The 23,804-nt window shown below is 47.1% G+C and carries 19 protein-coding genes; 7 read left to right on the top strand and 12 right to left on the bottom strand.

From position 1 onward, the window contains the following. Window positions 1–75: 75 nt before the first annotated feature. From lptE to miaB, 3 genes are all read right to left on the bottom strand, one after another. Window positions 76–600 (bottom strand): LPS assembly lipoprotein LptE, encoded by a 525-nt coding sequence (lptE, locus tag ACO08K_RS28540; RefSeq protein ID WP_421799905.1) that lies wholly within the window; start codon window positions 598–600, stop codon window positions 76–78. Continuing rightward, window positions 597–1,916, bottom strand: coding sequence for a sigma-54 interaction domain-containing protein (locus tag ACO08K_RS28545; RefSeq protein WP_421799906.1), 1,320 nt, complete (start codon window positions 1,914–1,916; stop codon window positions 597–599). The genes lptE and ACO08K_RS28545 overlap by 4 nt, the downstream gene beginning before the upstream one ends. A gap of 156 nt (window positions 1,917–2,072) precedes the next feature. Beyond that, on the bottom strand, window positions 2,073–3,521 hold the full coding sequence (gene miaB / locus ACO08K_RS28550) for a tRNA (N6-isopentenyl adenosine(37)-C2)-methylthiotransferase MiaB (RefSeq protein ID WP_421799907.1): 1,449 nt from the start codon (window positions 3,519–3,521) through the stop codon (window positions 2,073–2,075). A gap of 347 nt (window positions 3,522–3,868) precedes the next feature. Here miaB and ACO08K_RS28555 point away from each other — a divergent pair, with 347 nt between their 5' ends. Then, window positions 3,869–6,682 (top strand): TonB-dependent receptor domain-containing protein, encoded by a 2,814-nt coding sequence (locus ACO08K_RS28555; RefSeq protein WP_421799908.1) that lies wholly within the window; start codon window positions 3,869–3,871, stop codon window positions 6,680–6,682. Between the two features lie 93 nt (window positions 6,683–6,775). Beyond that, window positions 6,776–7,528 carry a GLPGLI family protein gene (locus tag ACO08K_RS28560; protein ID WP_421799909.1) on the top strand — a complete coding sequence of 251 codons (753 nt, stop codon included), beginning with the start codon at window positions 6,776–6,778 and terminating at the stop codon, window positions 7,526–7,528. Window positions 7,529–7,652: 124 nt separating this feature from the next. Here the strand turns inward: ACO08K_RS28560 and ACO08K_RS28565 are convergent, their stop codons facing one another. Then, window positions 7,653–8,243 (bottom strand): YciI family protein, encoded by a 591-nt coding sequence (locus ACO08K_RS28565; protein WP_421799910.1) that lies wholly within the window; start codon window positions 8,241–8,243, stop codon window positions 7,653–7,655. Beyond that, complete coding sequence (locus ACO08K_RS28570; RefSeq protein ID WP_421799911.1) at window positions 8,240–8,809, bottom strand: RNA polymerase sigma factor; 570 nt, start codon at window positions 8,807–8,809, stop codon at window positions 8,240–8,242. The genes ACO08K_RS28565 and ACO08K_RS28570 overlap by 4 nt, the downstream gene beginning before the upstream one ends. A 183-nt stretch (window positions 8,810–8,992) precedes the next feature. Between ACO08K_RS28570 and ACO08K_RS28575 the strand changes: the two genes are divergently transcribed. Further along, on the top strand, window positions 8,993–9,694 hold the full coding sequence (locus ACO08K_RS28575) for an ATP-binding protein (RefSeq protein ID WP_421799912.1): 702 nt from the start codon (window positions 8,993–8,995) through the stop codon (window positions 9,692–9,694). 14 nt (window positions 9,695–9,708) lie between these two features. Here ACO08K_RS28575 and ACO08K_RS28580 read toward each other — a convergent pair whose 3' ends face one another. Both ACO08K_RS28580 and ACO08K_RS28585 read right to left on the bottom strand, forming a co-directional pair. Next, window positions 9,709–11,751, bottom strand: a complete 2,043-nt coding sequence (locus ACO08K_RS28580) for a glycoside hydrolase family 3 protein (protein WP_421799913.1) — start codon at window positions 11,749–11,751, stop codon at window positions 9,709–9,711. Between the two features lie 97 nt (window positions 11,752–11,848). Further along, a complete protein-coding gene (locus tag ACO08K_RS28585) occupies window positions 11,849–12,403 on the bottom strand; it encodes a PepSY domain-containing protein (RefSeq protein WP_421799914.1) in 555 nt (184 codons plus the stop codon). A 118-nt stretch (window positions 12,404–12,521) separates the two neighbouring features. Here ACO08K_RS28585 and ACO08K_RS28590 point away from each other — a divergent pair, with 118 nt between their 5' ends. Next, complete coding sequence (locus ACO08K_RS28590; protein WP_421799915.1) at window positions 12,522–13,169, top strand: viroplasmin family protein; 648 nt, start codon at window positions 12,522–12,524, stop codon at window positions 13,167–13,169. 343 nt (window positions 13,170–13,512) lie between these two features. Here the strand turns inward: ACO08K_RS28590 and ACO08K_RS28595 are convergent, their stop codons facing one another. Then, the gene (locus tag ACO08K_RS28595) at window positions 13,513–14,430 is read right to left on the bottom strand and encodes a DUF1295 domain-containing protein (RefSeq protein WP_421799916.1); all 918 of its coding nucleotides are present in this window, start codon (window positions 14,428–14,430) and stop codon (window positions 13,513–13,515) included. Between the two features lie 126 nt (window positions 14,431–14,556). Then, window positions 14,557–14,901: a DUF2853 family protein gene (locus ACO08K_RS28600; protein ID WP_421799917.1), complete on the bottom strand. Its 345-nt coding sequence runs from the start codon at window positions 14,899–14,901 to the stop codon at window positions 14,557–14,559. Between the two features lie 130 nt (window positions 14,902–15,031). Here ACO08K_RS28600 and ACO08K_RS28605 point away from each other — a divergent pair, with 130 nt between their 5' ends. After that, entirely contained in the window at window positions 15,032–15,424 is a 393-nt protein-coding gene (locus tag ACO08K_RS28605) for a Dabb family protein (protein ID WP_421799918.1), read from the top strand. An 87-nt stretch (window positions 15,425–15,511) separates the two neighbouring features. Here the strand turns inward: ACO08K_RS28605 and ACO08K_RS28610 are convergent, their stop codons facing one another. The 3 genes from ACO08K_RS28610 to ACO08K_RS28620 all read right to left on the bottom strand — a co-directional run bounded on the left by ACO08K_RS28610 (window position 15,512) and on the right by ACO08K_RS28620 (window position 21,621). Next, complete coding sequence (locus ACO08K_RS28610) at window positions 15,512–17,863, bottom strand: M1 family metallopeptidase (protein WP_421799919.1); 2,352 nt, start codon at window positions 17,861–17,863, stop codon at window positions 15,512–15,514. 231 nt (window positions 17,864–18,094) lie between these two features. Next, window positions 18,095–19,009, bottom strand: a complete 915-nt coding sequence (locus tag ACO08K_RS28615; protein ID WP_421799920.1) for a DUF4249 domain-containing protein — start codon at window positions 19,007–19,009, stop codon at window positions 18,095–18,097. Window positions 19,010–19,263: 254 nt separating this feature from the next. Continuing rightward, window positions 19,264–21,621 (bottom strand): TonB-dependent receptor, encoded by a 2,358-nt coding sequence (locus ACO08K_RS28620; RefSeq protein ID WP_421799921.1) that lies wholly within the window; start codon window positions 21,619–21,621, stop codon window positions 19,264–19,266. A gap of 271 nt (window positions 21,622–21,892) precedes the next feature. Between ACO08K_RS28620 and ACO08K_RS28625 the strand changes: the two genes are divergently transcribed. Both ACO08K_RS28625 and ACO08K_RS28630 read left to right on the top strand, forming a co-directional pair. Continuing rightward, window positions 21,893–23,053 carry a DUF3667 domain-containing protein gene (locus tag ACO08K_RS28625; protein ID WP_421799922.1) on the top strand — a complete coding sequence of 387 codons (1,161 nt, stop codon included), beginning with the start codon at window positions 21,893–21,895 and terminating at the stop codon, window positions 23,051–23,053. A gap of 204 nt (window positions 23,054–23,257) precedes the next feature. Further along, on the top strand, window positions 23,258–23,749 hold the full coding sequence (locus tag ACO08K_RS28630; protein WP_421799923.1) for a DUF5004 domain-containing protein: 492 nt from the start codon (window positions 23,258–23,260) through the stop codon (window positions 23,747–23,749). The last annotated feature ends 55 nt before the right edge of the window (window positions 23,750–23,804 follow it).

Consider the following 23,804-nt stretch of genomic DNA (forward strand, 5'->3'; position numbering starts at 1 on the left):
CACACGTCTGGAGACGTGCTGATATTGGTACAAGTCTGGAGACTTGTACCAGCGGCAGTATTGGCTTAGGTAATCCTACCAATCCGAAAACGCCGCATTAAAAATATCCTCCATCAACTGATTGCTAATCGTGCGAATCGCAGTTTCCTGCACCGTGGAAAAATCCTGATCGGATGCATAGTTGTAGAAGAATGAAAAATTGCGCTTAAAGATCTCTTTTTGGGTACGGTTGTTGAAGTATTCGATGGCCAGGGTGATGGTCAGGCGGTTGATGGCGGTGGTCTCCCCTACCCTGGGCGCTTCAGATGTGATGCGAAAATCCACCAAAGTTCCTCGCAATTCAATATCGGGGTCTTCGTCGGTGTATTTAAGGGTGGATTGTAGGCGCACCTTATCCTTGAGCGCTTCCGTCAATTGAATGGGCAAGTTCGGAAGGGAGTTCTCAGCATTGTTGAGGAATTGCGGGACGTAGTAAGTTTTTAACTCCCCCGTATCTGCCGGGTTCATTTTGATGCTGCAGGCATTGAGCAGGAACAGACATGATAGGCTCAACACTTTCATACTCAGCTGCACAAACGACAGGGATGGCTTTACATTCATAGATCGTACTGTTTGATCTTGCGGTACAAGGTTCGCTCCGAAATGCCTAATTCTTTAGCCGCCTCTTTCCTGCGGCCCTTGTATTTGCGGAGTGCCTTTTGGATGAGGTTTTTTTCGTGGTCTTCGATGCGATAGTTGTCATCCAGGATTTCCACGCTTCCAAAAGCCCCCTGAGTTGCCCCCTTGTGCTCGGGCAATTGCTGCGGAATGATGACTTGAGGGTTCAGGTCTTCCTCGTAGTCCTCTTCCAGGTCATCCAAGCCATTATGCAAAGGAATGGACTCTTTGGGCGGGGTATAGTTGTAGCGGGGCTCGGGCGAAGGAATCATGTTGCGGGGAGGGTCCAAAGAGCGGAATTGCCGCAAATCGGGTACCCGCAGGTCGTTGCCTTTGATGAGTTCAAAAACCAGCGATTTCAGGTCGTTCAAGTCCTGCTTCATTTCGAAGAGGAACTTGTATAAAATGTCCCGTTCCTGCAAATTGCCCGGTGCCTCGTTGCCAGTGCCTACCAGAACCGGCAAATTGCGGGTAGCAATGCGGGGTTCAATCTCCAGCAGCGCTTCAGCAGTGATGACCCGTTCTTCGGACAAGACCGAAACCCGTTCCGCCACGTTTTTCAACTCGCGTACGTTGCCCGGCCAGGTGTAGTTTTTGATCAACAACTGCGCCCGTTCATCCAATTGCACGGGTGCCGAGCGGTGGCGTTCGGCGAAGTCGGCAGCAAATTTGCGGAAAAGCAGGTACACATCATCGGCGCGTTCCCGCAGGGCGGGCACCACAATGGATACGGTATTTAGTCGAAAGTAGAGGTCTTCGCGGAACTTGCCCTTTTTGACATTTTCCTCCAAATCAACATTGGTTGCCGCAATGATGCGGACGTCGGTGCGCAAAACTTTATTGGAGCCTACCCGGGTAAATTCACCATTTTCCAGGATGCGGAGCAGAAAAGTTTGGGTTTGCAGCGGCATTTCGCCGATTTCATCCAAAAAAATGGTCCCGCCATCGTAGGTCTCAAAGTAACCTTTGCGATCAGCAGTTGCGCCGGTAAAAGAGCCCTTTTCGTGGCCAAACAACTCTGAATTGATGGTACCTTCAGGGATGGCCCCACAGTTGATGGCGATGAATTGGTTGTGCTTGCGGGCGCTGAGTGAATGGATGATTTTTGAAAACACCTCTTTTCCCACGCCACTTTCACCGGTGATGAGCACCGTCAGGTCGGAGTTGGCCACCCGCACGGCATTGCTAAGCGCCCGATCGAGGAGGGGCGAATGGCCAATGATGCCGAAGCGCTGTTTTACGGAAAGAAGGTTGTCCATGCTTGGTTGAGGGGTTTAGGAGTTGAGAGGTTGAGAAGTTGAGAAGTTGAGAAGTTGAGGCTACCGCAGCGGCTTGGACAAGGTCATTGTCAAAATCGCTGCGGTAGCCTCAACTCCTCAACTTCTCAACTCCTCAACTATTCAACTCCTCAACTTTTAAATGCTTGCCTCCCCTATCAAAGTTGCACTACTGGCATCCTTGACGAGGACATTAATGTATTGACCTGGCTTGTAGCCGGCCACTTTTGGAAAAACAATCATTTTGTTCTGGGTGTTGCGTCCGCAGAAATCCTGGTCAGATTTGCGGGAATCACCCTCGATCAGTACTTCAAATACTTTGCCGATGTCGCGTTGGTTGTGGCGGAAACTTACCTTGGATTGCAGGTTGATGATCTCCTGCAAGCGGCGTTTTTTCACTTCCAGCGTGATGTCGTCCGGGTATTTCCGTGCAGCCAGTGTGCCAGGGCGTTCGGAATAAAAGAACATGTAGGACATGCTGTAATCGGCAAATTCGATCATGCTCAAGGTGTCCTGATGCTCTTCTTCCGTTTCCCCACAAAAACCGGCGATGATATCGGAAGAAATGGCACATTCGGGAATGATCTGACGAATGGCCTCGATGCGTTCCATGTACCACTCGCGGTCGTAAGTGCGGTTCATCCGTTCCAGCACATTGCTGTTGCCTGATTGCACGGGCAAGTGGATGTACTTACAAATATTGGGGTACTTCGCCATGGTGTAGAGCACCTCATTGGTGATGTCCTTAGGATGGGAGGTTGAAAAACGCACCCGCAGATCTGGAGCTACCAGGGCCACCATCTCCAACAAGTGGGCAAAATTGACCAGGTTTTCCGTTTCCGGGTTGGTCCATTTGTAGGAATCCACATTTTGGCCCAAAAGGGTCACTTCTTTGTATCCCCGCTCGTACAATTCCTGCGCTTCGGCCAAAATGCTGAAGGCATCCCGGCTGCGCTCGCGGCCACGGGTGAAGGGCACCACGCAGAAGGAACACATGTTGTCGCAGCCCCGCATGATGGAAATAAAGGCACTGACGCCATTGGAATCCAGGCGCAGCGGACTGATGTCGGCATAGGTTTCTTCCCGGGAAAGGAACACGTTGATGCCTTTGTCGCCATCTTCGGCAGTAGCCACCAGCTTGGGTAGGTCACGGTAGGCATCGGGGCCAACTACGAGATCGACCAGGCGTTCTTCTTCCAAAAATTTGGATTTCAAACGCTCCGCCATACAGCCCAAAACCCCAACCAGGGTACCCGGTCTTTGCCTTTTCATGGCATCAAACACCCGCAGGCGTTTGCGTACCGTTTCTTCGGCCTTTTCGCGGATGGAACAAGTGTTGACCAGAATCAGATCCGCCAGTTCCAAGCTTCGGGTCGGTTTGAACCCAACTTCGGCCAGAATGGATGCCACAATTTCACTATCGCTGAAGTTCATCTGGCAACCGTAACTTTCGATGTAAAAGTGTTTGCCGGAGGGGTCTTCAACTTGCTGTGGGTAATTTTTAAAAAAGACTTCCCCTTGCTGCTCCTCATTCATCTGCTGGTGCGGCACGTCTAGCAAGGTCGGATTGTCGTTGTACAAGTGCATGTCTGTGATAATTGACGTTGACCTAAACAGCCAAATGGCCACCCAGGTTTCGTGGGACACAAAAGTAAGGGATATTTTGGTTTGGTGTGCCAATTTGGCAGAAAAAAGAAAAGAAAGAATAAGCTTGAAAAAAAGTTGTTACTCACCTGTAACCATTCAGCCTGGACAGCATTACAACAATAAACAAACAACTAAAAACACACTATTCACAGCATTTTTTCAAAAAAACTTTTTTCACGCAACTATTTAGCCAAAATTCGCATCATTCAAATATCAACAAAACGGATTCGTCCGTTTGTGTATTACTGAAACAATATTCACACACCTGACTAACCGAACTGTTATTAATGAAACGCTCTCTAGGCCTGTGGATTATGTTGCTTGCCGTCAACATAGTCTTTGCCCAAAACCCGGCAAAAGTTACCATTAAAGGCAACGTGGTGGATACCGCAAATATGCCTGCCCCCTACCCAACTGTAATGCTGCTCAACCCTACGGATTCAAGTTTGATCAATTTTACCCGTGCAGACGAAAAAGGTGGTTTCGAGTTCAAAAACGTGCGCAACGTTCCTTACCTGCTCAAAATTTCCTTGATCAGTTATCAGCCTCGTCAAATGCTGCTCCCAGCACACGATAAGGAAGTGAATGACCTGGGCAATGTACCGATTAAACCCATCTCACTGGAGCTGATGGAAGTGGTGATTAGAACCGCCAAATCCACACTGAGTATCCACGGGGATACCATCGAATACGATGCATCTACCTTTAAAGTGCCCCCAGGCTCTACGGTAGAAGACTTGCTGCGGCGTTTGCCAGGCATTGATGTAGACGCAGATGGCAACATCAAATCGCAAGGGAAGGACGTAAAAAAGGTCTACATCGACGGCAAAACCTTCTTTGGCGACGACCCCAAAGCGGCCACCAAAAACCTAGGTGCCGAGACCATCTCCAAAGTGCAAGTGTTCAATGAAAAATCCGAACAAGCCAAACTCACCGGGGTGGACGATGGCCAAAAGAACAAGGTAATGAACCTTGAACTCAAGGCCGAATACAAAAAAGGTTCCTTCGGAAAAATCACTGGTGCACTGGGCGATCAGGACCGCTGGGCAGCCCGAGGCAACTACAACCGCTTCAACACCAAAGAACAGTTCTCGCTTATTGGTTTTGGCAACAACATCAACCAAACCGGGGTCAACTGGGAAGATTACGGTGAGTTCAAGGGTCAAAATGCTTACAATGACTTTGACAGTGGCGACTTTGGCTTCAACAGTGGCGGCATGCGTTTCTTTTATTCGGATGGTGGTGGAATAACCAACTATTTCGATGGCCGGGGTTTCACCAAAAACTATGGCGGTGGGGCCAACTACAACTTTGACAATGGTAAAAAATCCAAGATCAACGCCAGTTACACCTACAACCAAACCGACTTGAACCTGGACGAATATTCCTTCCGCCAGACCTTCTTGTTGGATACCAGTTTTTTCAACAATGACACGCTCAACCGGGGAGAATACCGCAACAACCACATCCTCAATGGCCGTTTGGAACAAAACCTCGACTCAAATAATGTGCTCATCGTCAAAGCCAATGCGCGCATAAGCAACCAAGATGCGGGGAGCTCCCAAAGCCAGTTTTTCTCCAACAGCCTGGAAAAAGCCAACAACCGCCTTTCTACCGACAACAATTCCAATCGGGATACCTGGGCACTGACCAGTTCCCTGATTTTCCGCCATCGTTTCAAGAAAAAAGGGCGCTCTTTTGCCTTCAGTGCGGCTTTTAACCAAAACCAAAATGATTTGGATGAACGTTTTACTACGATAAATCGCTTTTTTGCTGCAAACACCTTTACCGATCAGATTCGCCAGCTCAACCGCGACAACAATGGCAGCGATGAACTCAAATCCAGCATCCTCTATACCGATGCCTTGAGTAAAAAATGGTTCTGGGAAAGTTTCTACAATTTTAGTCAATCCACCAGTCAAAATCAGCGTCGGGTCAGTGATCCCGAATTGAATGACCAACTGATTGAAAACCTGAGCCTTTTTTCAGACAATAAATTGGTGTACAATCGCTTAGGTAGTGGCATTCGTTATTCCCACGAGGGAGTCAACCTGTCCTTTGGCCTGGCCGCACTGCAATACAATCTGCATGGTGAGTTTTCCCGGGATGAAGATCAGCCACTGGTTGCGCCAGCAGTAGATCGTACTTTTACCCACGTTACGCCAAACTTCAGCGCCGACATTGAATTGCTCAGCAACCTGACCCTGAATACCAGTTATTCCTATTCGGTGGTAGCGCCTAAGTTCAACGATTTACGGCCAGTGACCACCTACAACAACCCTGCGTACCGCTCGGAAGGTAATCCGAATCTGGATCCTGAACTAAGCCATAACCTGTCGGCAGGGATGTATTTCTGGGATCCAGGTAGCTTGAGCAGCATGGGTGTAAGTATGGACTACGCCGTCAAAGAAAGCCAGATCGTATACAATCAGGTCATCCAAAGTGATGATGAGTTGGGTATCCTGAGTATTACCCGTCCTGAAAATGTAAGCGGTGGGCGAGAAATGTCCGGTTACCTGTGGATGAATCGCCCAATCATCAAGACCAAATTGACCCTGTCGGCAAATGGTAGCCTCCGATTCAGCAAAAACCCGGCTTTTGTGAATGGTGTAGAAAATGAGACCAAAAGCAATGGTGGGAATATTTCCATGAGTTTGAGCGCAACGCCAAATCCAAAATTGATTTTCTCTTTGACTGGTGATTTCAATTTGACCAACATCAGTTATTCAATCCAGGAGTCGCAGAACCAAAAAATCCGCAATACCGGGATTGATGGCAACTTGAAGTATCAGTTTGCCAAAAAAATGTTCCTGGAAACCAACCTGGATTACAACATTTTCCGCAACGACCGCTTCAATTTCAAACAGGACATTCCAATCTGGAACGCTTCCGTGCGCCGCATCATTGGTAAAGCCAATAAAATTGAAATGCGTCTGGCCGCTTTTGATTTGCTCAACAAACGCCTGACCATCAATCAAAACGGCTCTGCCAACTTTGTTGAGCGCCGGATCTCCAATACCCTGGCTCGTTACTTCATGCTCAGCCTGAGCTACAATGTGCGGGGTTATGAGAACAAGTTGAAGAAAAACAATTATTGGTAGTAAGCTATGAGCTGTCAGCAATCAGCTACGAGCCCCCATTTTTCTGATTGCTGACAGCTGATTGCTCATAGCTCACAGCTAAAAAATACACACATGAAAAAAATACTCTTTCTGATCCTCCTCTTCTGTCCTGCACTGGTTTTTTCACAGCCTATGGAGGGTCGCATTCGTTATTTGGTGACCCGGCACTGGACCAAAATGATGTCGCACCTCGACTACATGAGCAAACAAAGTCGTGAACGGGCCTCATACATGTGGGGCAACCGCTCGGAGTGGAAAACCTATAGCAATTTGTATTTCAATGAAACTCAAACCAAGTTTGAACTATCGGAAGAAAAAGCCGAGCCGGAGGATGAAGGAGGATACTCCTGGCGCAAGGAAATGTTTTTCATCAAACGTGATTATGCCAAAAACCTCCAATACGATGGCCGGACTTTGATGGGAAAACCCTACCTCATTGAGGATAGCATTGCTGCGCCGAAATGGCGGATTTTAAATGACCTCAAGGAAGTAGCGGGCCACATCTGTATGAATGCGGTCATGGTGGATACGCTGCGCAAACAAAGAATTGTGGCCTGGTTTGCCCAAGATATGGTACACAGCGGCGGTCCTGAAAGTTTTCATGGTCTCCCCGGAATGATTCTGGAAATCGACGTCAACGACGGTGCTATGATTTTAACGGCTGACCTGATTGAAATGAAAAAGCTGACCAATGAACTGGATCCTCCAGCCAAATTGAAGGGCAAAAAAATCAAGCAGGCGGAATATGAAAAAATTGTGAAAGACCAGATCAAACAGCGAGTGGCGGAAGAGCAGCCCTGGTACTGGAATATTCCTTACATTTAAAGGCTTTCATACGTTAAGACTTGTTCTAAACCTTTCCGATATAGATCAGTAAGAAGCGCAGCTCGGTGAAATACCGGCTGCGCTTTCCTTTTATTCCATCTTGGCGTATGATGCAAAAAATTGCTTATTGAAAAATTTCCCGAAGTTCCAAAGTTCCCTGGTAATTCAGGTGAGGGCAGGTTCGGGCTATTTTTAAAGCCTCTTCTTTATTCGCTGCTTCAAAGAGGAAATAGCCGCTCATTTCATCAGCTGAGGTTTTTATCTCGTGGTCTAGTACTTCTACCTCCGTACCCTGTTTGTGCAAGCGCCAGGCTTTGCCGTGCAGGGCTTCGCCGCCTGCCCAACGTTCTTTTTTCAGGTTTTCCACCCAGGCGGTGTATTCTTTGAACTGTTGCATTCCATCGGCTGGTGGCACATCGTCGGCTTTGACCAGGAGGGCAAAACGAGGTTGCCCGCTGGATTTTTCCACGATCAAACTTTGATTACTGGATTTTCCGGCAAAAAATGCCCCAACAGCAATGCATAAACACAAGAGGGTGATACTCGCAAAACCTGTAAAAGAGGCCGGAATCAAGGCCTTAGGTGCAGTCAATAAACCTTCAGTTTTCATAGCTTCTACAATTTTGGTGTACAAATGAGTGGGTGCACTGTCCGCAGGGTTTGATCCCTGGGCAGGTGTATGGTTTTCCTGGTTTGGATTTTCCTTGCTCATCATTGATCAATTTTCTTTTCCTGATCAAATTTCTCTTCCAATTGGACCCGCAACAAATTCCTCGCCCGGGATAACTGGCTTTTGCTCGTACCTACACTAATGTTCAGGAGGCTGGCAATTTCCTCATGTTTAAAACCTTCGAGGTCGTACAGGCTCAAGACCATTTTATACCCTGTAGGCAAACGTTCGATGGCCGCCAACAAATCTGCCTTGCCCAATTGCTGATCCGGCCAGATGGCTTGCTCCGGCGCCTCCTCAAGCGACACCAGGCGTTTTTGCTGCTGGCCCTGAGTCCGCCACTGCTCCCGTACCCGCATGAGTACGAAACCCGACAGCCAGGTCCGCAGACTGGAATCCCAACGGAATTGAGGTAATTTTTCAATACCCCGTAGCCAAACATCCTGCAATACATCCTCTGCCTGCTCCCCATTGTTTTGACACATGCGCAGGGCCAGGCGCCACAATGCGTTGTTGTGGCGCTGATATAGAAGCCGAAAAGCCCATTCTTCACGCGTGAGCAAAAACGCTTCTACCAAAGCATGGTCGGTCAGGTTGGTGAACAGTGACATTGTAGATGAGTGATTAAAAGGGGCAAAATGGTTGCATGCCCCAAATTTATTTCCTTCGGAGTCCATTTCCTACCATTCGGAAGACCAAACCCAGCATTGGGAAAGGCTTTTTGAATTCCTGCACTTCGATGCTTACATTTAAGGTGTAGCGCAGCAAGTTCCATCATCAACACCCATTCAGCAATGAAAAATTGGCCCGCAAGACATCAGCCTAAAGCGATGCAGAAATTTACTTTAATTCTAATATTGACTCTCGTTTGGCGCGTCGGTTTTGCCCAAATTGGGCTAATTGATAGTTTAAAGGAACAGCTGGCGCTTGTCCGGATGGACACCAGCCGGGTAAATACATTGAGAAATCTTTGTACGGAATATTGGGGTGTAAATCCTGATTCTTCTCTGAAATATGGCCAAGAATCATTGGCTTTATCGCAAAAAATCCATCACCCTTTTGGAGAAGCTAGGGCATTTCACGCCTTGGGCGTCCTCTATCGAAGGCTGGGGGATTACCCCAAATCGCTTGAAGCCAATTTCAAAGGTTTACAAATTGCCGAAAAGGAACAACTGCCGCTGCCAACCATAAGTGCGGTAGAGACGTTGCATGCAACGTCTCTACAACATTCCGCATATCAACCAACCGTCACCGTTTCCACCCAGAAAATTGACGATCAAATTCTGATTAAGGTTCAAGACAATGGCAACGGCATCCCCGAGTCCATCCGCGACAAAATATTCCAACCCTTCTTCACCACCAAACCAACCGGACAAGGCACGGGATTAGGGCTGAGTTTGGCATACGACATTGTGACCAAGGGGCATGGCGGAACCATCAACCTGCAATCGAATACGGGCAAGGGCACTACATTTTCCATCTGGCTTCCAATTTAATTGGATCGCCTTACTCAATAACTCAATCCATCCCCAAATTTAAACAAAGCATAGCCCTTGGATTTAAGGTAGCCCGGTACGTCCGATTGATTGTCCAACACCGCTCTGCGTGAAACCGGAGTTGAAAAAGGCATCTTCCCACTTGGATTAAATTTTCCGCTCAACACATCCAAAAGCGCATCGGTGGAGGTGCCAAAAGTAGCCACAACCGTTTTTACATTTGGATTATCGATTTCATCAATCACCCAGGGGCTACTGTAGTTGATCACCAGCACAGTAGGTTTGTGGTAGGTCGTTTCGTTGACGCGGGCAATGTCGATTTTGTTTTTGGACAATTGCAACTCGATTGGCTCATTTTTAGCCGAAAACAAGCCGCCCATGGTAGGAGTCAACCAAAGTACCACCACATCAGCGGCATCACGAGTGGATACAAATTCCAGATCCCAATTGTTGGTTTTGGGCATGATCACTGAAACTGGAGCTCCGCCGCGGCCATTGTCGTAATAGGACTCAACATAAACCTTGGTCTTTTTGGCCAGGGGCAGGAGTTTGGCGTTGTTGCGCAACAAGACGATAGACTTGCGAAAAGCCAGGTCCGCCTGCTTTTGAAACTCCGCGTTGCCCACCGTTTTTTCAGCTACGGCCACATCTACATAAGGGTTTTCAAACAGCCCCAACTCCATTTTTTCCCTCAGCAAACGAGCAATGGATTCATTGATTCTAGCTTCGGAAATCATTCCTTTTTTCACTACTTCCAACAATTGGGTAGGATCGCCAGAGCCGGAAAACAAGTCCACGCCACACTCAATGGCTTTTTGGTAGCGCTCCAGAATGCTGAGGTTTTCAACTCCCCAGGGCATCATTTCAATAGGCCCAGTATCGGAGTTAATGATGCCTTTGAAGCCCATTTTATCGCGCAACAAGTCTTTGAGGATGGCTTTGTTGTAGGCGAAAGCCAGTTCTTCGTATTGGGTGCCGATGGGTTTGGCGTAGTATGGCATGATCGCCGAAGTACCCGCATCAACGGCCGCCTGGAAAGGTTTCAGGTGATAATCGAACATCTTTCCGGGGTAATGCTGGTCTTTGCCCCAATCAAAGTGTGGGTCCTGGCCTTCGACCTGAGGGCCACCTCCAGGGAAATGCTTGGTGGTCAAGGCGACAGATTGTGCCCCTAATTTAGTGCCCTGAAAGCCCAGTACGATCTCCCGCATCATACCCGCAGCCAGGTCGGCATTTTCGCCAAAAGTTCCTTCAATCCGTTGCCAGCGTGGCTCGGTAGCCAAATCGGCCATGTACATGTAGCCTTTGCGCAAGCCCACTGCGGCCCATTCTTTGGCGGCGATTTCGGCAAAGGTGCGGGTCATTTTGAGGTCATTCATGGCCGCTAGACCTAGTTCGCCGGGCCATCTGGAAAATACCGTAGTCCCTACACTCAAACCGATGGAGGCATCAACGGTGATGTGGTTGCGAGGATTGGAAGCCACAATTGCGGGGATACCCAGTCGGGTGTCTTCACAAAGAGCCTGTAAGTTATTGGACCATTCAGCCATGATTTTAGCCGAAGTATTGGCGCGCAGGATGAAATGCCGCAGGTGTCTTTCTTTGACCCCTTTGGTAGTGCCGGAGGCAGTGAGCAAGGGGAAAGGTAAGGGCTTGCGGGAAAACATATTGGTTTCCTGCTTTAGGTCTTCTTCGTTGAAACCACTGCTGATCTCGGCTCTGGGGCCGTTTTGTTGAAAGGAAAAATCACCAGCCAGGCGGGTGGTACTGATGAGCATGAAGCCTACCTTTTCTTCGATACTCATTTTGCTGATCAGGTCTTGAACGCGGGTTTCTACAGGCAGTCGCCAATCTTCGTAGGCATCCAATTTGCCATTTTTGTTCAGGTCTTTGAATTCAAACCCAGATTTTTTGATGATTTTGGCAGAGCGATAACCCAGTTGGGCCTGGGTTGGTTTTTGGGCAAAAATTGGAGAAGCAACTAAAATCGTCCCTAAAACGAGGGGTAACAGTGTTGTGCATTTTGCCCTAAAAAGGAGTGATGGTACAGTTTTCATTCTCTTCCGTTTTTGATCAATAGACGGAAGTGTTATCAGGCACCCTGACTTTTAGCCTCTAAAAATCAAAAGTTTATTGGTACAAGTACTCCTGCAATCATTTCTTGAGCTTTTTCATACGAATTGGGTTGTACCAGAGCCAAAATCCACTGATGGCCAAAAACACCAGGCCAATTCCAGCCAAAGTGGTGTAGATTAGTTTGATCTGGTCACTTTCAAGCTTCAGCTCCAGGTCCAGAATGGAGCCATCGTGGATTTTTTCAATCCAATCCGAATTGCGGGCGTTCACCGCGAGAATCTGGCCGCTGGCACAGTCGATTTGTAGTTCGGTGAAATGATCAGCAAATACAATTTTAGCAATCCCCTTTTGTGGGCGCACGTCGATGCGGTCGATCTCAGGGGATTTTTTCAAGGTCAAAGTGGCATAATTACTGGCCACTTTGCTGATGCTGTCCAGACTGATCCAGGCTTGTGTTTCGAGGTTGCTGCCTTTTTGGGTTTTAGGTAATAAGCCTGTTTGTTTTTTCCAACCCAACAACAAACCAGTGGTACCAATCAAAGTCAAAAACAGGAACAAAGGGATGGCGAACCAACGGTGTAGCTTGCGGTACAGGCGGGTAGTTGAGGCAATGCGGGCGGTTTTTTGACTCATGAAAGTGGAATGATTTGTGGGGGCTGAAGATAACTGAAATATTGAATCTCCATTAAACTTTCCCTCCACTTTATCCCCCAACTTTTGTAATCTTGCCCTCAAATCCAAAGCACTCGCCATGGCCAAAACAAAAAAATACTACGTCGTCTGGAAAGGAGCCAAACCCGGCATCTACGAAAGCTGGGCCGAGTGCCAAGCCCAAATCCAGGGTTTTCCCGGAGCGGCCTACAAATCTTTTGAAAGCAAAGCTGAAGCTGAAGCCGCCTATCAAAAAGGATCGCCTGGCTTCAAGCCCAAGGCTGGAGGTACAGGCAGTACAGGTAGCAAATCCTCCGCTCCCCGCACCACCATTTCCAAAAGCGCCATCATCAAAACCAGTATCAGCGTGGATGCGGCTTGTAGTGGAAATCCTGGCAAAATGGAATACCAGGGGGTATGGACGGATACCAAAGAGCAGATTTTCCACAAAGAATTTCCCTTGGGCACCAACAACATTGGCGAGTTTCTGGCACTGGTACACGCTCTTGCCCTTTGCCAGAAAAAAGGATGGAACTACCCCATATATTCCGACTCTGTCAACGCCATGAAGTGGGTCAAGCAGAAAAAATGCAAAACGACTCTGGTTGAAAACGCCAAAACTGCTGAGCTGTACGACGTGATTGACCGCGCCGAACAATGGCTACACGACAACACCTATAGCAACAAAATGATCAAGTGGGAAACGGAAGACTGGGGGGAAATTCCGGCGGATTTTGGGCGAAAGTGATTAACCTGTGTAATGTAAGTGGTTAACTCACATGCAGTTTTTAACCGCAGAGTTTCACCGAGTGCACGCAGAGTTTCACCGAGTTTTTTTAGTTTTAAGGAGTTTGCCACCTGCGGTGGCGAGCCTTCGGGCACTACTGAAATTTGATTTTTTTCTTACCAACTGCTATGCGATGCGGCCTCTGAGCACTCTTTGCCATCGAAGATGGCCTAAATTAGAAACTCCGAGAAACTCTGCGTGTACTCTGCGAAACTCTGTGGTTAAAAAAACCTGAGGTTAAATAGAATGAAACTATACACTTTAGCCGCACCTTATCGGAATCAAACTTGCGTAATGTGAGTTATTAAATCTTCCAAGGTATAAACCTCGGCGTCTTCTTCTGATAATCCGCATACTCCGGATACTTCTCACTCGAAATTTTTTCACTAAAATCCGAACTACCCAAAAACAACAGAACCAGGAGTATCCCACCAGTCAAGGACCAATTGAGCCAACGCCCAGTCGCAGCTACACTAAAGAGGTAATAGGCCAACCAGATGCCCTGCTCAGCGGCATAGTTCGGATGGCGTACCAGGCGCCAGAGGCCAGTTGCACAAAACCCACGTGCATAGTCCCCATCCAGGGTTTCACCCGCCTTGATGCGTCGGTATTTTTCGGTTTGGAAATCGTACTGTTGTTGGTCGGCAATAAACTCGATGACAACGAGGGCCAAAAACAGGCCAATAGCCAGAAAATCGATCCAGTTCAAGGGCTTTTCAGCTCCTTCCCAGGCCACTACGATGGGTAAATTGAACAACCAGATCAGGGTATTTTGGTACAAAGAGATAAAAAACAGGCCAAACAGCACCCAGTTGATGCGTTTCTGAAACAAGGGATTTTGGCGCAAAACGCCCCAACGGTAATCCTCCTCCCCTTTCCAGGGAATCCAATGGTATCCACCCCGACGAGCAAAATTGAAAGTCAGGCGCAAGGCCCAGATGCTCACCAAAACGGCCATGATGACCATCCGTATATTCCAGTCACTTTGTTGGGCAAAAAACCAGGCGTAGGCCATGGGTACAATGCTCCAGATTTTGTCGACCTGGCTGTAGTTTTTGGTCAATTCGCTGACCACAAAACAAGTCAGCGCAACCCCTAGCATCAGGTAAAATGAACTTTGTAAGGCGGCCCATTGTGCATCGTTCAGCGGCGTATCGTACTTGAAAGCAATGATGGGTAAGGCGATCAGCGTGAGGATCAGGAGAATGATGGTGCGCAACATAAATAATCGAGTCAATTAGGACTAAGTACTTGGTTTAATTGATGTTCACCCATTAAACAGGGTTCTATAAATAACAAAAGGCATCAAGCCTAAGCCCAATGCCTTCTGTATTGTTTCAAATGGGAACTATGCGTACTTGCCTTCCAGGCCTAATTTTTTCACCAAAAGGTAGTAAAAAATAGCGCGGTACTTGTTCCGGTTAGCTGTGCCCATTTGTTCACAAACCTCTTTCAAGGCTGCATCAAGATTGGGACCATCGGCAAGTCCCATTTTTCCGATCAGGAAGTTGTTCTTTACGCGATCCAACTCGGTCTTGTCAGAGCAAGAAACCCGGGAGGAGTCATCATTGTAGATTGATGGACCTAATGATTTTGTAATGGCTGTCAATAGGGTTTCGTCTACGCCACTTACGTCGCGAGTACCGCCCAGTTCTTCCTTGTACTTTACAAGCAAGTCATCAAATTGGCTCATGGAAAAAATTTTTGGGTTTTGAATGAGGCAGTAAAATAGAGATTTTCCCGAAATAGCGCTAATTTTTTCTCGATTTGTTCCTTTCTTTGCTAGAACTTTTAAACTTGAACAAACACAAAAATTCATTCCGATGAAAATCCTTTTACTTTTTGCCTTCCTCTTGCTTGGTTTTATTGGGGGATATGCACAAGCTTCTTCCAAAAAGATCAAAGGAGGGGTGGTACATACTGTTTACTTCTGGCTCAAAAACAAGGGCAATGCCCAAGACCTGGAAGCACTTTACAAAGGGGTTAAAACCTTAACCACCATCAAGGAAATTCAAGCTGCCTATATTGGTACTCCTGCCGATACGAAAGAGCGTCCGGTAATCGATGGTTCTTACGACTTGTCCATCACCTGGATATTCAAAAGCTCAGCGGATCAGGACGCCTACCAAATTCACCCCACCCACTTGAAATTTGTGGAAGAAAACAGCCATTTGTGGGAACGAGTGATTGTTTATGACGCAAAGGGGAAACAGTAGTCAGCACCCTAAAAAAAGGAGAGCGCCTTGTAGACATGCTATAAGGCGCTCTTTTTTGTATAAAATCAACCCAACTTAGTGCGTCTATTATGGTTTGATTGCCTTGCCTTGCTTGGCCGCTTTTTGCATAGGATTGGGTTGTGGATCAGCTTTGTGCTGTTTGTAAATCTGGAATCGGGTCGGCATTTCTTTGACGGGCCAATTGTTGCTTTTTTCATCAATATCGGCCGTTTCTTTGAATGGGTCAATCACAATGCCAGTCACTTCTTTGTCTTTCATAAACACTTTGGAAAATTTGTCCTCGTTTTTGCGCCAGATTTCCACTGGAATACGCTCAATTTCCTTGGTGCCATCTTTGAAAGTCCACTCGATAATAATCGGCATGACGAGCCCGCCTTTGTTGCTAAAGTACAATTCGTAATAGTTTTTATCACCGAAGAGTTCTTTTTTCTCCTTATCGGTCAAGGTTTCGGCGTACAGCGTTTGTTTGAAGGTTTGCACTGAATCTTCCGTTTCCCAAGGCTTATACGTATCGTAAAAATCGCGGAGATTTGGGTCTTGCTCCACCGCAAATCCGACGCCCGCTTCGCGGTTCCGATCTTGGGTTAAGGTGCGCTCTGGTTTGGTAGTTTTACGCGGGAAGCTGCGCTCTTGCGGTTTTGGGTTGTTTTCCAAATCAGCCTTGAACCATTTAACACTGTCCAGCGCAATATCCACTGGCTCAATGCCGTAGAACCAGCCGCGCCAGAACCAGTCCAGATCCACGCCACTGGCGTCTTCCATGGTGCGGAAAAAATCTGCTGGTGTAGGGTGCTTGAACATCCAACGACGAGCGTATTCTTTAAAGGCATAGTCAAACAACTCACGCCCCATGATCGTTTCGCGGAGCATGTTCAAACCAGCGGCAGGTTTGGAATAAGCATTCGGGCCAAAGTTGACAATGTTCTCACTATTGGTCATAATGGGCTCCAACTGATTCTTCGGCAAACGCATGTAACTGGTGATGCCTTGGAATCCTGGACGGCGGTTGTTGTCAAATTCCTGCATGGCTACCTCATCCATAAAACTGTTGATGCCCTCGTCCATCCAGGTCCATTGGCGTTCATCGCTGTTGACGATCATCGGGAAATAGTTGTGTCCTACTTCGTGAATGATCACGCCTATGGCTCCATATTTCACCCCTTCGCTGTAGGTGCCATCTTCTTCAGCGCGACCGTAGTTGAAGCAAATCATTGGGTACTCCATACCATTAGAGGCCTCAACCGAAATCGCAACCGGATAAGGGTAAGGGAAGGTGTATTTGGAATAGGTTTTCAAGGTGTGTGCCACTACTCTGGTTGAATATTTGCTGTAAACCGGATAGGCTTCTTTGCCATAATAGCTCATGCACATTACGCGCTTGCCTTCCTCGGTGATGTGTGGCATGGCGTCCCAGACGAACTTGCGGCTGGAGGTCCAGGCAAAGTCACGCACATTGTCGGCTTTGTAAATCCAGGTTTTGGTGCCGTTTGGCTTGGATTTTTCGTTTTTCTTGGCCTCATCCAAAGTCACGATTTCCAAAGGCTCTTTGACACTTTTTGCCATTTCCCAGCGCTTCAATTGAGCCGGTGTCAAAACGGTAGAATAGTTGAGACACTCACCGGTAGATCCAACGATATGGTCCTCAGGTACCGTCATTTTTACAATGAAATTGCCAAAGGTGAGGGCGAATTCACCTCTGCCAGTAAATTGTTTGTTTTGCCAGCCTTCAAAATCGCTAAACACACACAATCTTGGATACCATTGTGTTATTGTAAACAAATGGTTTCCATCTTTGCTGAAATACTCATAACCTCCCCGGCCCCGAAAAGTCATGCGATCGGTGATGTAATAATGCCAATCCACTTGAAAATTAAAGGTTTCGCCGGGTTTGAGTGGCTGTAGCAATTCCACCCGCATCATCGTTTGATTGATGCTGAATTTTAAAGGTTTGCCAACGGCGTCAGTAACTTTATGAATTTTGTGCCCGTATTTGCTGATGTCCTCTTTGTCATAGTTCTTCAGCGCACTTTCGCTCATAATGGGCGTCATGTGGCTGGGATTGGCTTTTTGAATGCCCGCCGATTCTGAGGAGTGCTCATTCTCATCCAATTGCAACCACAAGTAGCGCAAAGTGTTTGGCGACTGGTTGTAATACGTAATCATTTCACTACCATCCAGGCGCAGGTTTTTTTCGTCGAGTGTGCACTGAATGTCATAATCTACGCGCTGTTGCCAGTAATCCGGTCCAGGTGCGCCGTCCATGCCGCGAACGTTGTTGCCTGGAGCTAAAACCGTGCCCAGTTGCTCGAACTTGTTGCCATGATTTGAGCCAGTTTGGCTAAAAACAGTGGAAAGAGAACAATTGGCTAGAAACAAGATCAAAAAAAGCTTAAGTAAGTTAGGACTCGAAATTTTCATAGTCTTTTGATTTGGAAAAAAAATGATGAACCTAGACAACAAAAGATGCCATTGAACGAATTTACGACGAAATCTTTTAGGGTAATTCCTATACCTTACTATTTTCTGACAAATAACAGCTAACAAATGATAGATAGCGGCGATTAGCGATCAGCTGTCAGGGGTCAGCGATCAGCGATCAGCCTGGCTTAGACCTGGCTGAAGGCTGATCGCTGACCCCTGATCGCTCTCCTACCGCCCCGACGGTTTGGGTATCGCCTTGCTCCCATCCACTACTGTTTCAATGCTCGAAACGGCGGATACCGCAAAGAAGCCCAATACCTGCTTTTTATTGTTTTGATCCAGAGGGCGGATGTTGGTAGGGATATTGGTAGGTACGGTGGCAAAAATACCGCCGTTGGTGGACTCCGAGCGCACCAACTGCAGGAAGTAAAAAGCTTCTGGTGGAATAGAATACAGTTCTACTTTCACCTTGTCGTTGGCATTGTATAAGTCGGGACTAGCTCCGGCGCGAATGGGCAGAATGAACAACAAGCCATCGGCAGAACCACCAGGGCTGAAACTCCCATCATAAACTGGCAAAATCTGACTGGGTTTGTCAAAAAGGGTATCATTCCGATAGGCCCGCACCCAGTAACAATCGCCCTCGCCCTGAGGATCGCGGGCGTAAAAATCTACCTGATAACCTTCCTGACGCAAGTCAGTAGGTGCCACCGGGTATTTTTGTTTGAAGTAGTTGAGGGAGTCGATCGGAGGCACCCGATTGACTTTGCTGATTGAGAAATACTCCTCTGCTCCATATTTGACGTACAAAGCGTATTGTTTGCCCACTTGCAGGATTTTATCCCCGGCTATTTTGGGTTGCCAAACGTAGTTGCCATCATTTTTCAAATCGACAAAAGGATAAGGAATACTGTCTTCTGAAAATAGAATGACGGTGGCCCCTTTGGCCGGTACAATTCCTCCCTTGTCAAAATAGGGCTGAGTAAGGCTCAATTTGATGGTCTGGGCTTTGGATTCATCAGTCACCCAGGCATCAATCACCAATTGGGTTTCACCTGCTTCGGTTTCGAGATCGATGACGTCCTGGCAAGCGGTGCCGACCAAAAGCAGGAGAAAAAAATAAAACCACTGTATGTTTTTCATGGATGTGCTGTTTTGATTTACACTTCTAGACATTTTGCTCGGAGGACATGAATTGCCACGTGCTTTAGCGCGTGGACCGCGTTTTCCTTCTTAGTCGGGCTTTAGCCCAAATCTAAAATTTCAAACCAGGGCTAAAGCCCAAATCTGTGAGGTTACTTTGCCCCCAGGCTGAAGCCTGGGGCAATTGATGTCCTCCGAGCAAAATGTCCAGCAATGTGGTTTTGAATAATCATTGGGTACAGAAATGCTAATGATTAAAATTTAAAATTGTAGGTCACCGCCGGAATGATGGACCCGAACACTGAATAACGTACCGCCTCAGTTTGGCTTGGATTGTCTTCACTTTGGCGAACGTACACTGAAAAAGCATTGCGGCGGTTGTACACGTTGTACACGGAAAACACCCATTCTCCTTCACCTTTGCCAAAGAGCTTTTTCTTTTGCTTCAGGGTTGCGGCCAAATCTACCCGGTGGTAATCAGGGATGCGGTAGCCGTTGCGTTGCGCATAATAATTGTGTGGCAGCGCATACCCCTGCCAGATGAATTTGCTGGTGGGGAAGGTCGCCGGAGTCCCGGTGCCATAGGTGAAGTTTACTGAAAAACTCACCCGCTGGTTCAGGTCATAAATCCCTACAAAATTGAGGACATGGGTTTTGTCAAAACGGCTGGGAAACCAGTCGTCGTTGTTGAGCCCTTTGATTTGGCGTTCAGTGCGCGAAAGGGTGTAGCTCAACCAGCCATTCAATTTACCCTTGGTTTTTTTGATGAAAAATTCCGCACCATAGGCCCGGCCATCGCCGAAGAGCAGGTCTCCTTCCAATTCCGGGTTCAGGAGCAAATCGGAATTGGGGATATAGTCCACCTGATTTTGCAGGCTTTTGTAGTACACCTCCACCGATGTTTCAAAGAGATTGTCTTTCAAATTTTGGAAAAAGCCCAGGGCTACCTGGTCAGACAATTGAGGTTTGATGTTGTTGCTGGTGGGGGTCCAAACATCCAGGGGGGAAGCCGCTGCGGTGTTGGACAACAAGTGTATATACTGCGCCATGCGGTTGTAACTCACCTTGAGGGAGTTGTTTTTACCCAGTCCAAGGTTGGCCGAGAAGCGGGGCTCCCAGTTGCCATATTGGGTAATCCTTTCACCCTTTTCATAAGTCTGGGTACTGATGGGTTCTCGGCGTTCGCCCGTTTGGGGGCCGTAGGTATAAGCTTTGCCTGGGCCGATGTAATCGTAAAGGGAGTAGCGGATGCCGTATTGCAACGTGAAGTTTTTACCCAGCTTTTGCTCATTGCCAAAGTATGCCGCGTACTCGATGGCGTATTTGCTATCCTGTCCGATAACCCGGGTTTCGCCGCCTGAAATGGCTTCGGCTTTACCCGGCTGAAAGGTGTAATAAATCATTTGCCCACCAAAAGAGATCTTGTTGCGGGAATTGAGGTAATAGGTAAAGTCGGGTTTAACGCTGTAATTTTTAATGTTGGAATTCCAGCGGAAAGCATCCTGAGGGTTCGGCTCTCTTAGGTCAGATTGGAGGCGGTAGTCGTAGTTGCTGAAAAAAGCGGTAGTGTTGAGGAAGAGTTTGTCACTAAAAATGTGATTCCAACGCGCCGAAGCGGTCGTATTCCCCCAGTCAAAGCCAAAATCAGCCCCAAAAACATCCCGACCAAAATAACCAGAAAGGAAAACGGTGTTTTTATCATCAATCTGGTAATTGGCTTTAGCCGTAAGGTCATAAAAATAAAAACGGCTGTCCTTGAGGTCACCGCTCAAAAAGGGTTTGGCCAATACATCGATGTAGGAACGCCGTGCCGCTACGATGAACGAGCCCTTGTCCTTAATGATCGGAGTTTCCAATGCCAAACGGCTAAAGATGGTACCAATGCCACCAGATGCAGCGAATTTTTTGGAATTCCCTTCCTTCATGCGTACATCCAGGATGGAAGAAGTACGCCCCCCGTATTCGGCTGGAATGCCCCCCTTGATGAGTTTCACATCTTTCACCGCATCGGGATTGAACACCGAAAAGAAACCAAAAAGGTGAGATGAATTGAACACTGGCGCTTCATCAAGCAGTACCAGGTTTTGGTCAACGTTGCCTCCGCGCACGTTGAAACCCGTTGCCCCCTCTCCTACCGTGGTTACCCCCGGCAAAAACTGGATGCTGCGGATCACGTCCACTTCGCCCAACAAAGCGGGCATTTTTTGGATGGTGCGCATGTCTACCTTGTTCACCGACATTTCGATGCTGCGCACATTAGCGTCAACCCGCTCAGAACTGATGGTGACGGTTTCCAGCACCAGGGCGCTTTCTTTCAGCTCCAGATCGAGCTTGACGTTGGCATTTTCGAGCTTGACCTGGCGTTTTTCTTCCAGGTAACTGACGTAAGAAAAGCTAAGGTCGTAGGTGCCTCGGGGCAGGGTAAGGGAGTAAAATCCATAATCATTGGTGGTAACCCCTTCGCCCAGATTGGGCACAAAAACAGTGGCGCCGATGAGGGCTTCCCCGTTTTTGGCGTCCTTCACATAACCGCTGATGGTGAGTTTTTCCTGAGCAGCAACATGGCCAATGCTCATAAAAACCACCAGCAACGCGAGTAGTAGTTTGTACATAAAATTTGGGTTTTTTTAGATCCTTTCAGGTGATGACAAGGTATGAACAGTCGTTTGAAGAGATAAGTTTACTCGACCAAAGGTTGTAAAGTGTGGAAGGAAAGAACTTTAAATTTGATGGCCTGAAGCACTTTAACTCCATCAACGCTTTTCCTCCACCCAATTGTTATCCTCGGCAATCGCTCTTGGTTTGTCGATTATCTCCTTTGTTTTCAATGATTATGTCCTAAATTTACTTAACTCCAAATCAAAAACCATTAACTCATTGAGTATGAACCTTAGCCCTGTTGATCCAAACAACAACACAGCTGCCGAAGAGCCCCGGGAATTGTGCAGCAATTGTGGCAAAAAGATGGCTAAAAAGGGGAAGTTTTGCCCCCATTGTGGCCAAAAACGTTTTGAGGGCCGGATCCCTTTGAAGGCTTTGACTGGCAAGTTTTTTTACAAATTGACCAATCTGGACAGCAAGCTATTGCGCATGATGTGGCGCTTGCTGATTCCCGGGCAGGTCACGCTGGATTATTTTGCAGGAAAAATCAAACAATACCCGCATCCTTTCCAGTTTTTCTTCGTGGTGATGTTTTTCTTTTTGTTGGCGTACAACAAACTCAATACTACTGGTAACGCCGGTATTAATTTTAATTTTTCAGCAGAAAATAACGACATTAATTTAGGGAGTAGCAATAAAACCAATGGCCCAGCGAAACAGTCCGATTTTTATTTCCTGTTGGAACGCTACGTATTCGTCAATCAAATCAAGGAAGGTTTTGATTCTTTGCCACCCCGTTTACAAACGCCAGTAGTGAATGAATCCTTAAATATCATCTTGGAAAAAACCAATGGCCATTGGACTCGTCAACTGGATAGTTTGTTCAAAGAAGAAAAATCCAGGGATAGTTTAGGACTTAATTTTGGTACCAGGGTCATACGCATTGCCTATAAGGACATTGTCGAATACAGTCCTGATGAACTCGTTGAACGGTATAAAGTAAAGGACTGGCTAGGCAAAACCTTGATTCGCCAAGGCATTCGCTCCTTACAAAGTCCCAAAGACCTGATCGCAGCCTACATTGGTAGCTTCTCATGGACCATTTTGGCCCTGATCATTATTATGGCAGGTACGATGCATCTCTTTTATTGGCCGCAAAAACGGTATTATGTTGAGCATTTCATTCTGCTGATGCATTGGCACTCAGGTGCCTTACTGGTGCTCACCCTGATGCTAATCTGGAACTATTTTCTTCCTCTGGGAGCCTATTGGGGCTTCATCATTATGGGGGTTTTTGTGTTTCTATTGTTTACCATGAAGCGTTTTTATCGTCAAAATTGGTTCTGGACTACATTTAAGTGGTTTTGGTTTAGCTTCTTTTATTTGATTGGCTTTACGATTCTTTTTGTGGTTGGTCTTTTGGTGGTATTTACGTTTTTTTGAGGTTTTTTAAATCCGAACAACTGGAAATTTGCTCCTGTAAATCAAGGAAATAAATCATCTTAAGTTTTCCTTAATTTTTCTTAACATTTTTTTTGAATCGATTTTGCGACCCGTTTTTTAGTCCGCTGTCTAATGGTCAAATTGCGGATGAGACCGCAACATTTTTTCAAAACCAACTTATTTATCACCTAAAACCTGACTGTTATGTTTGCTTTCAAAACCTGGAGCCGCCTGGCTTCCGTAATGGCTATTTTGTCAATTGCTCTGGCGAGCACTTCTTGTGAATTGTTTGACAAAGACGATGATAAAGACGACGACAGCGTCAAAGCCAAAATCATAGGAACCTGGCAATTAAAGTCCCTTACCTGTGATCCCGCCATCGATTGGTTTGGTACAACGGTAACCAATGTTTATGCTCAGTTGCCTGCTTGTATCAAAGACGATTTGGTGATCATCCAAAACAACAACACTTACCTGGAAGACGAAGGCAATTCAAAGTGCCAAAATAGCGATCCTCAAACGGTATCTGGTACCTGGGCGTTGAATCCAGCTCAAACCATCTTGTCAGTAAGCAGAGATGGCGACACCGAAAGCTGGAACATCAGCAACCTGGGCAAAAGTGAATTCACCGCTGAATACGAGATCGAGGAAGGTGGTGTGACTTATACCTTCAAGGCAGTTTATGTGAAGAAATAATTTTGTTTTAATGGTAATTTGTTGAAGCGCTGCCGGGTCGAGGGGATCCGGGGCG

This window comes from Haliscomenobacter sp., from assembly GCF_965225875.1.
Lineage (GTDB): Bacteria > Bacteroidota > Bacteroidia > Chitinophagales > Saprospiraceae > Haliscomenobacter.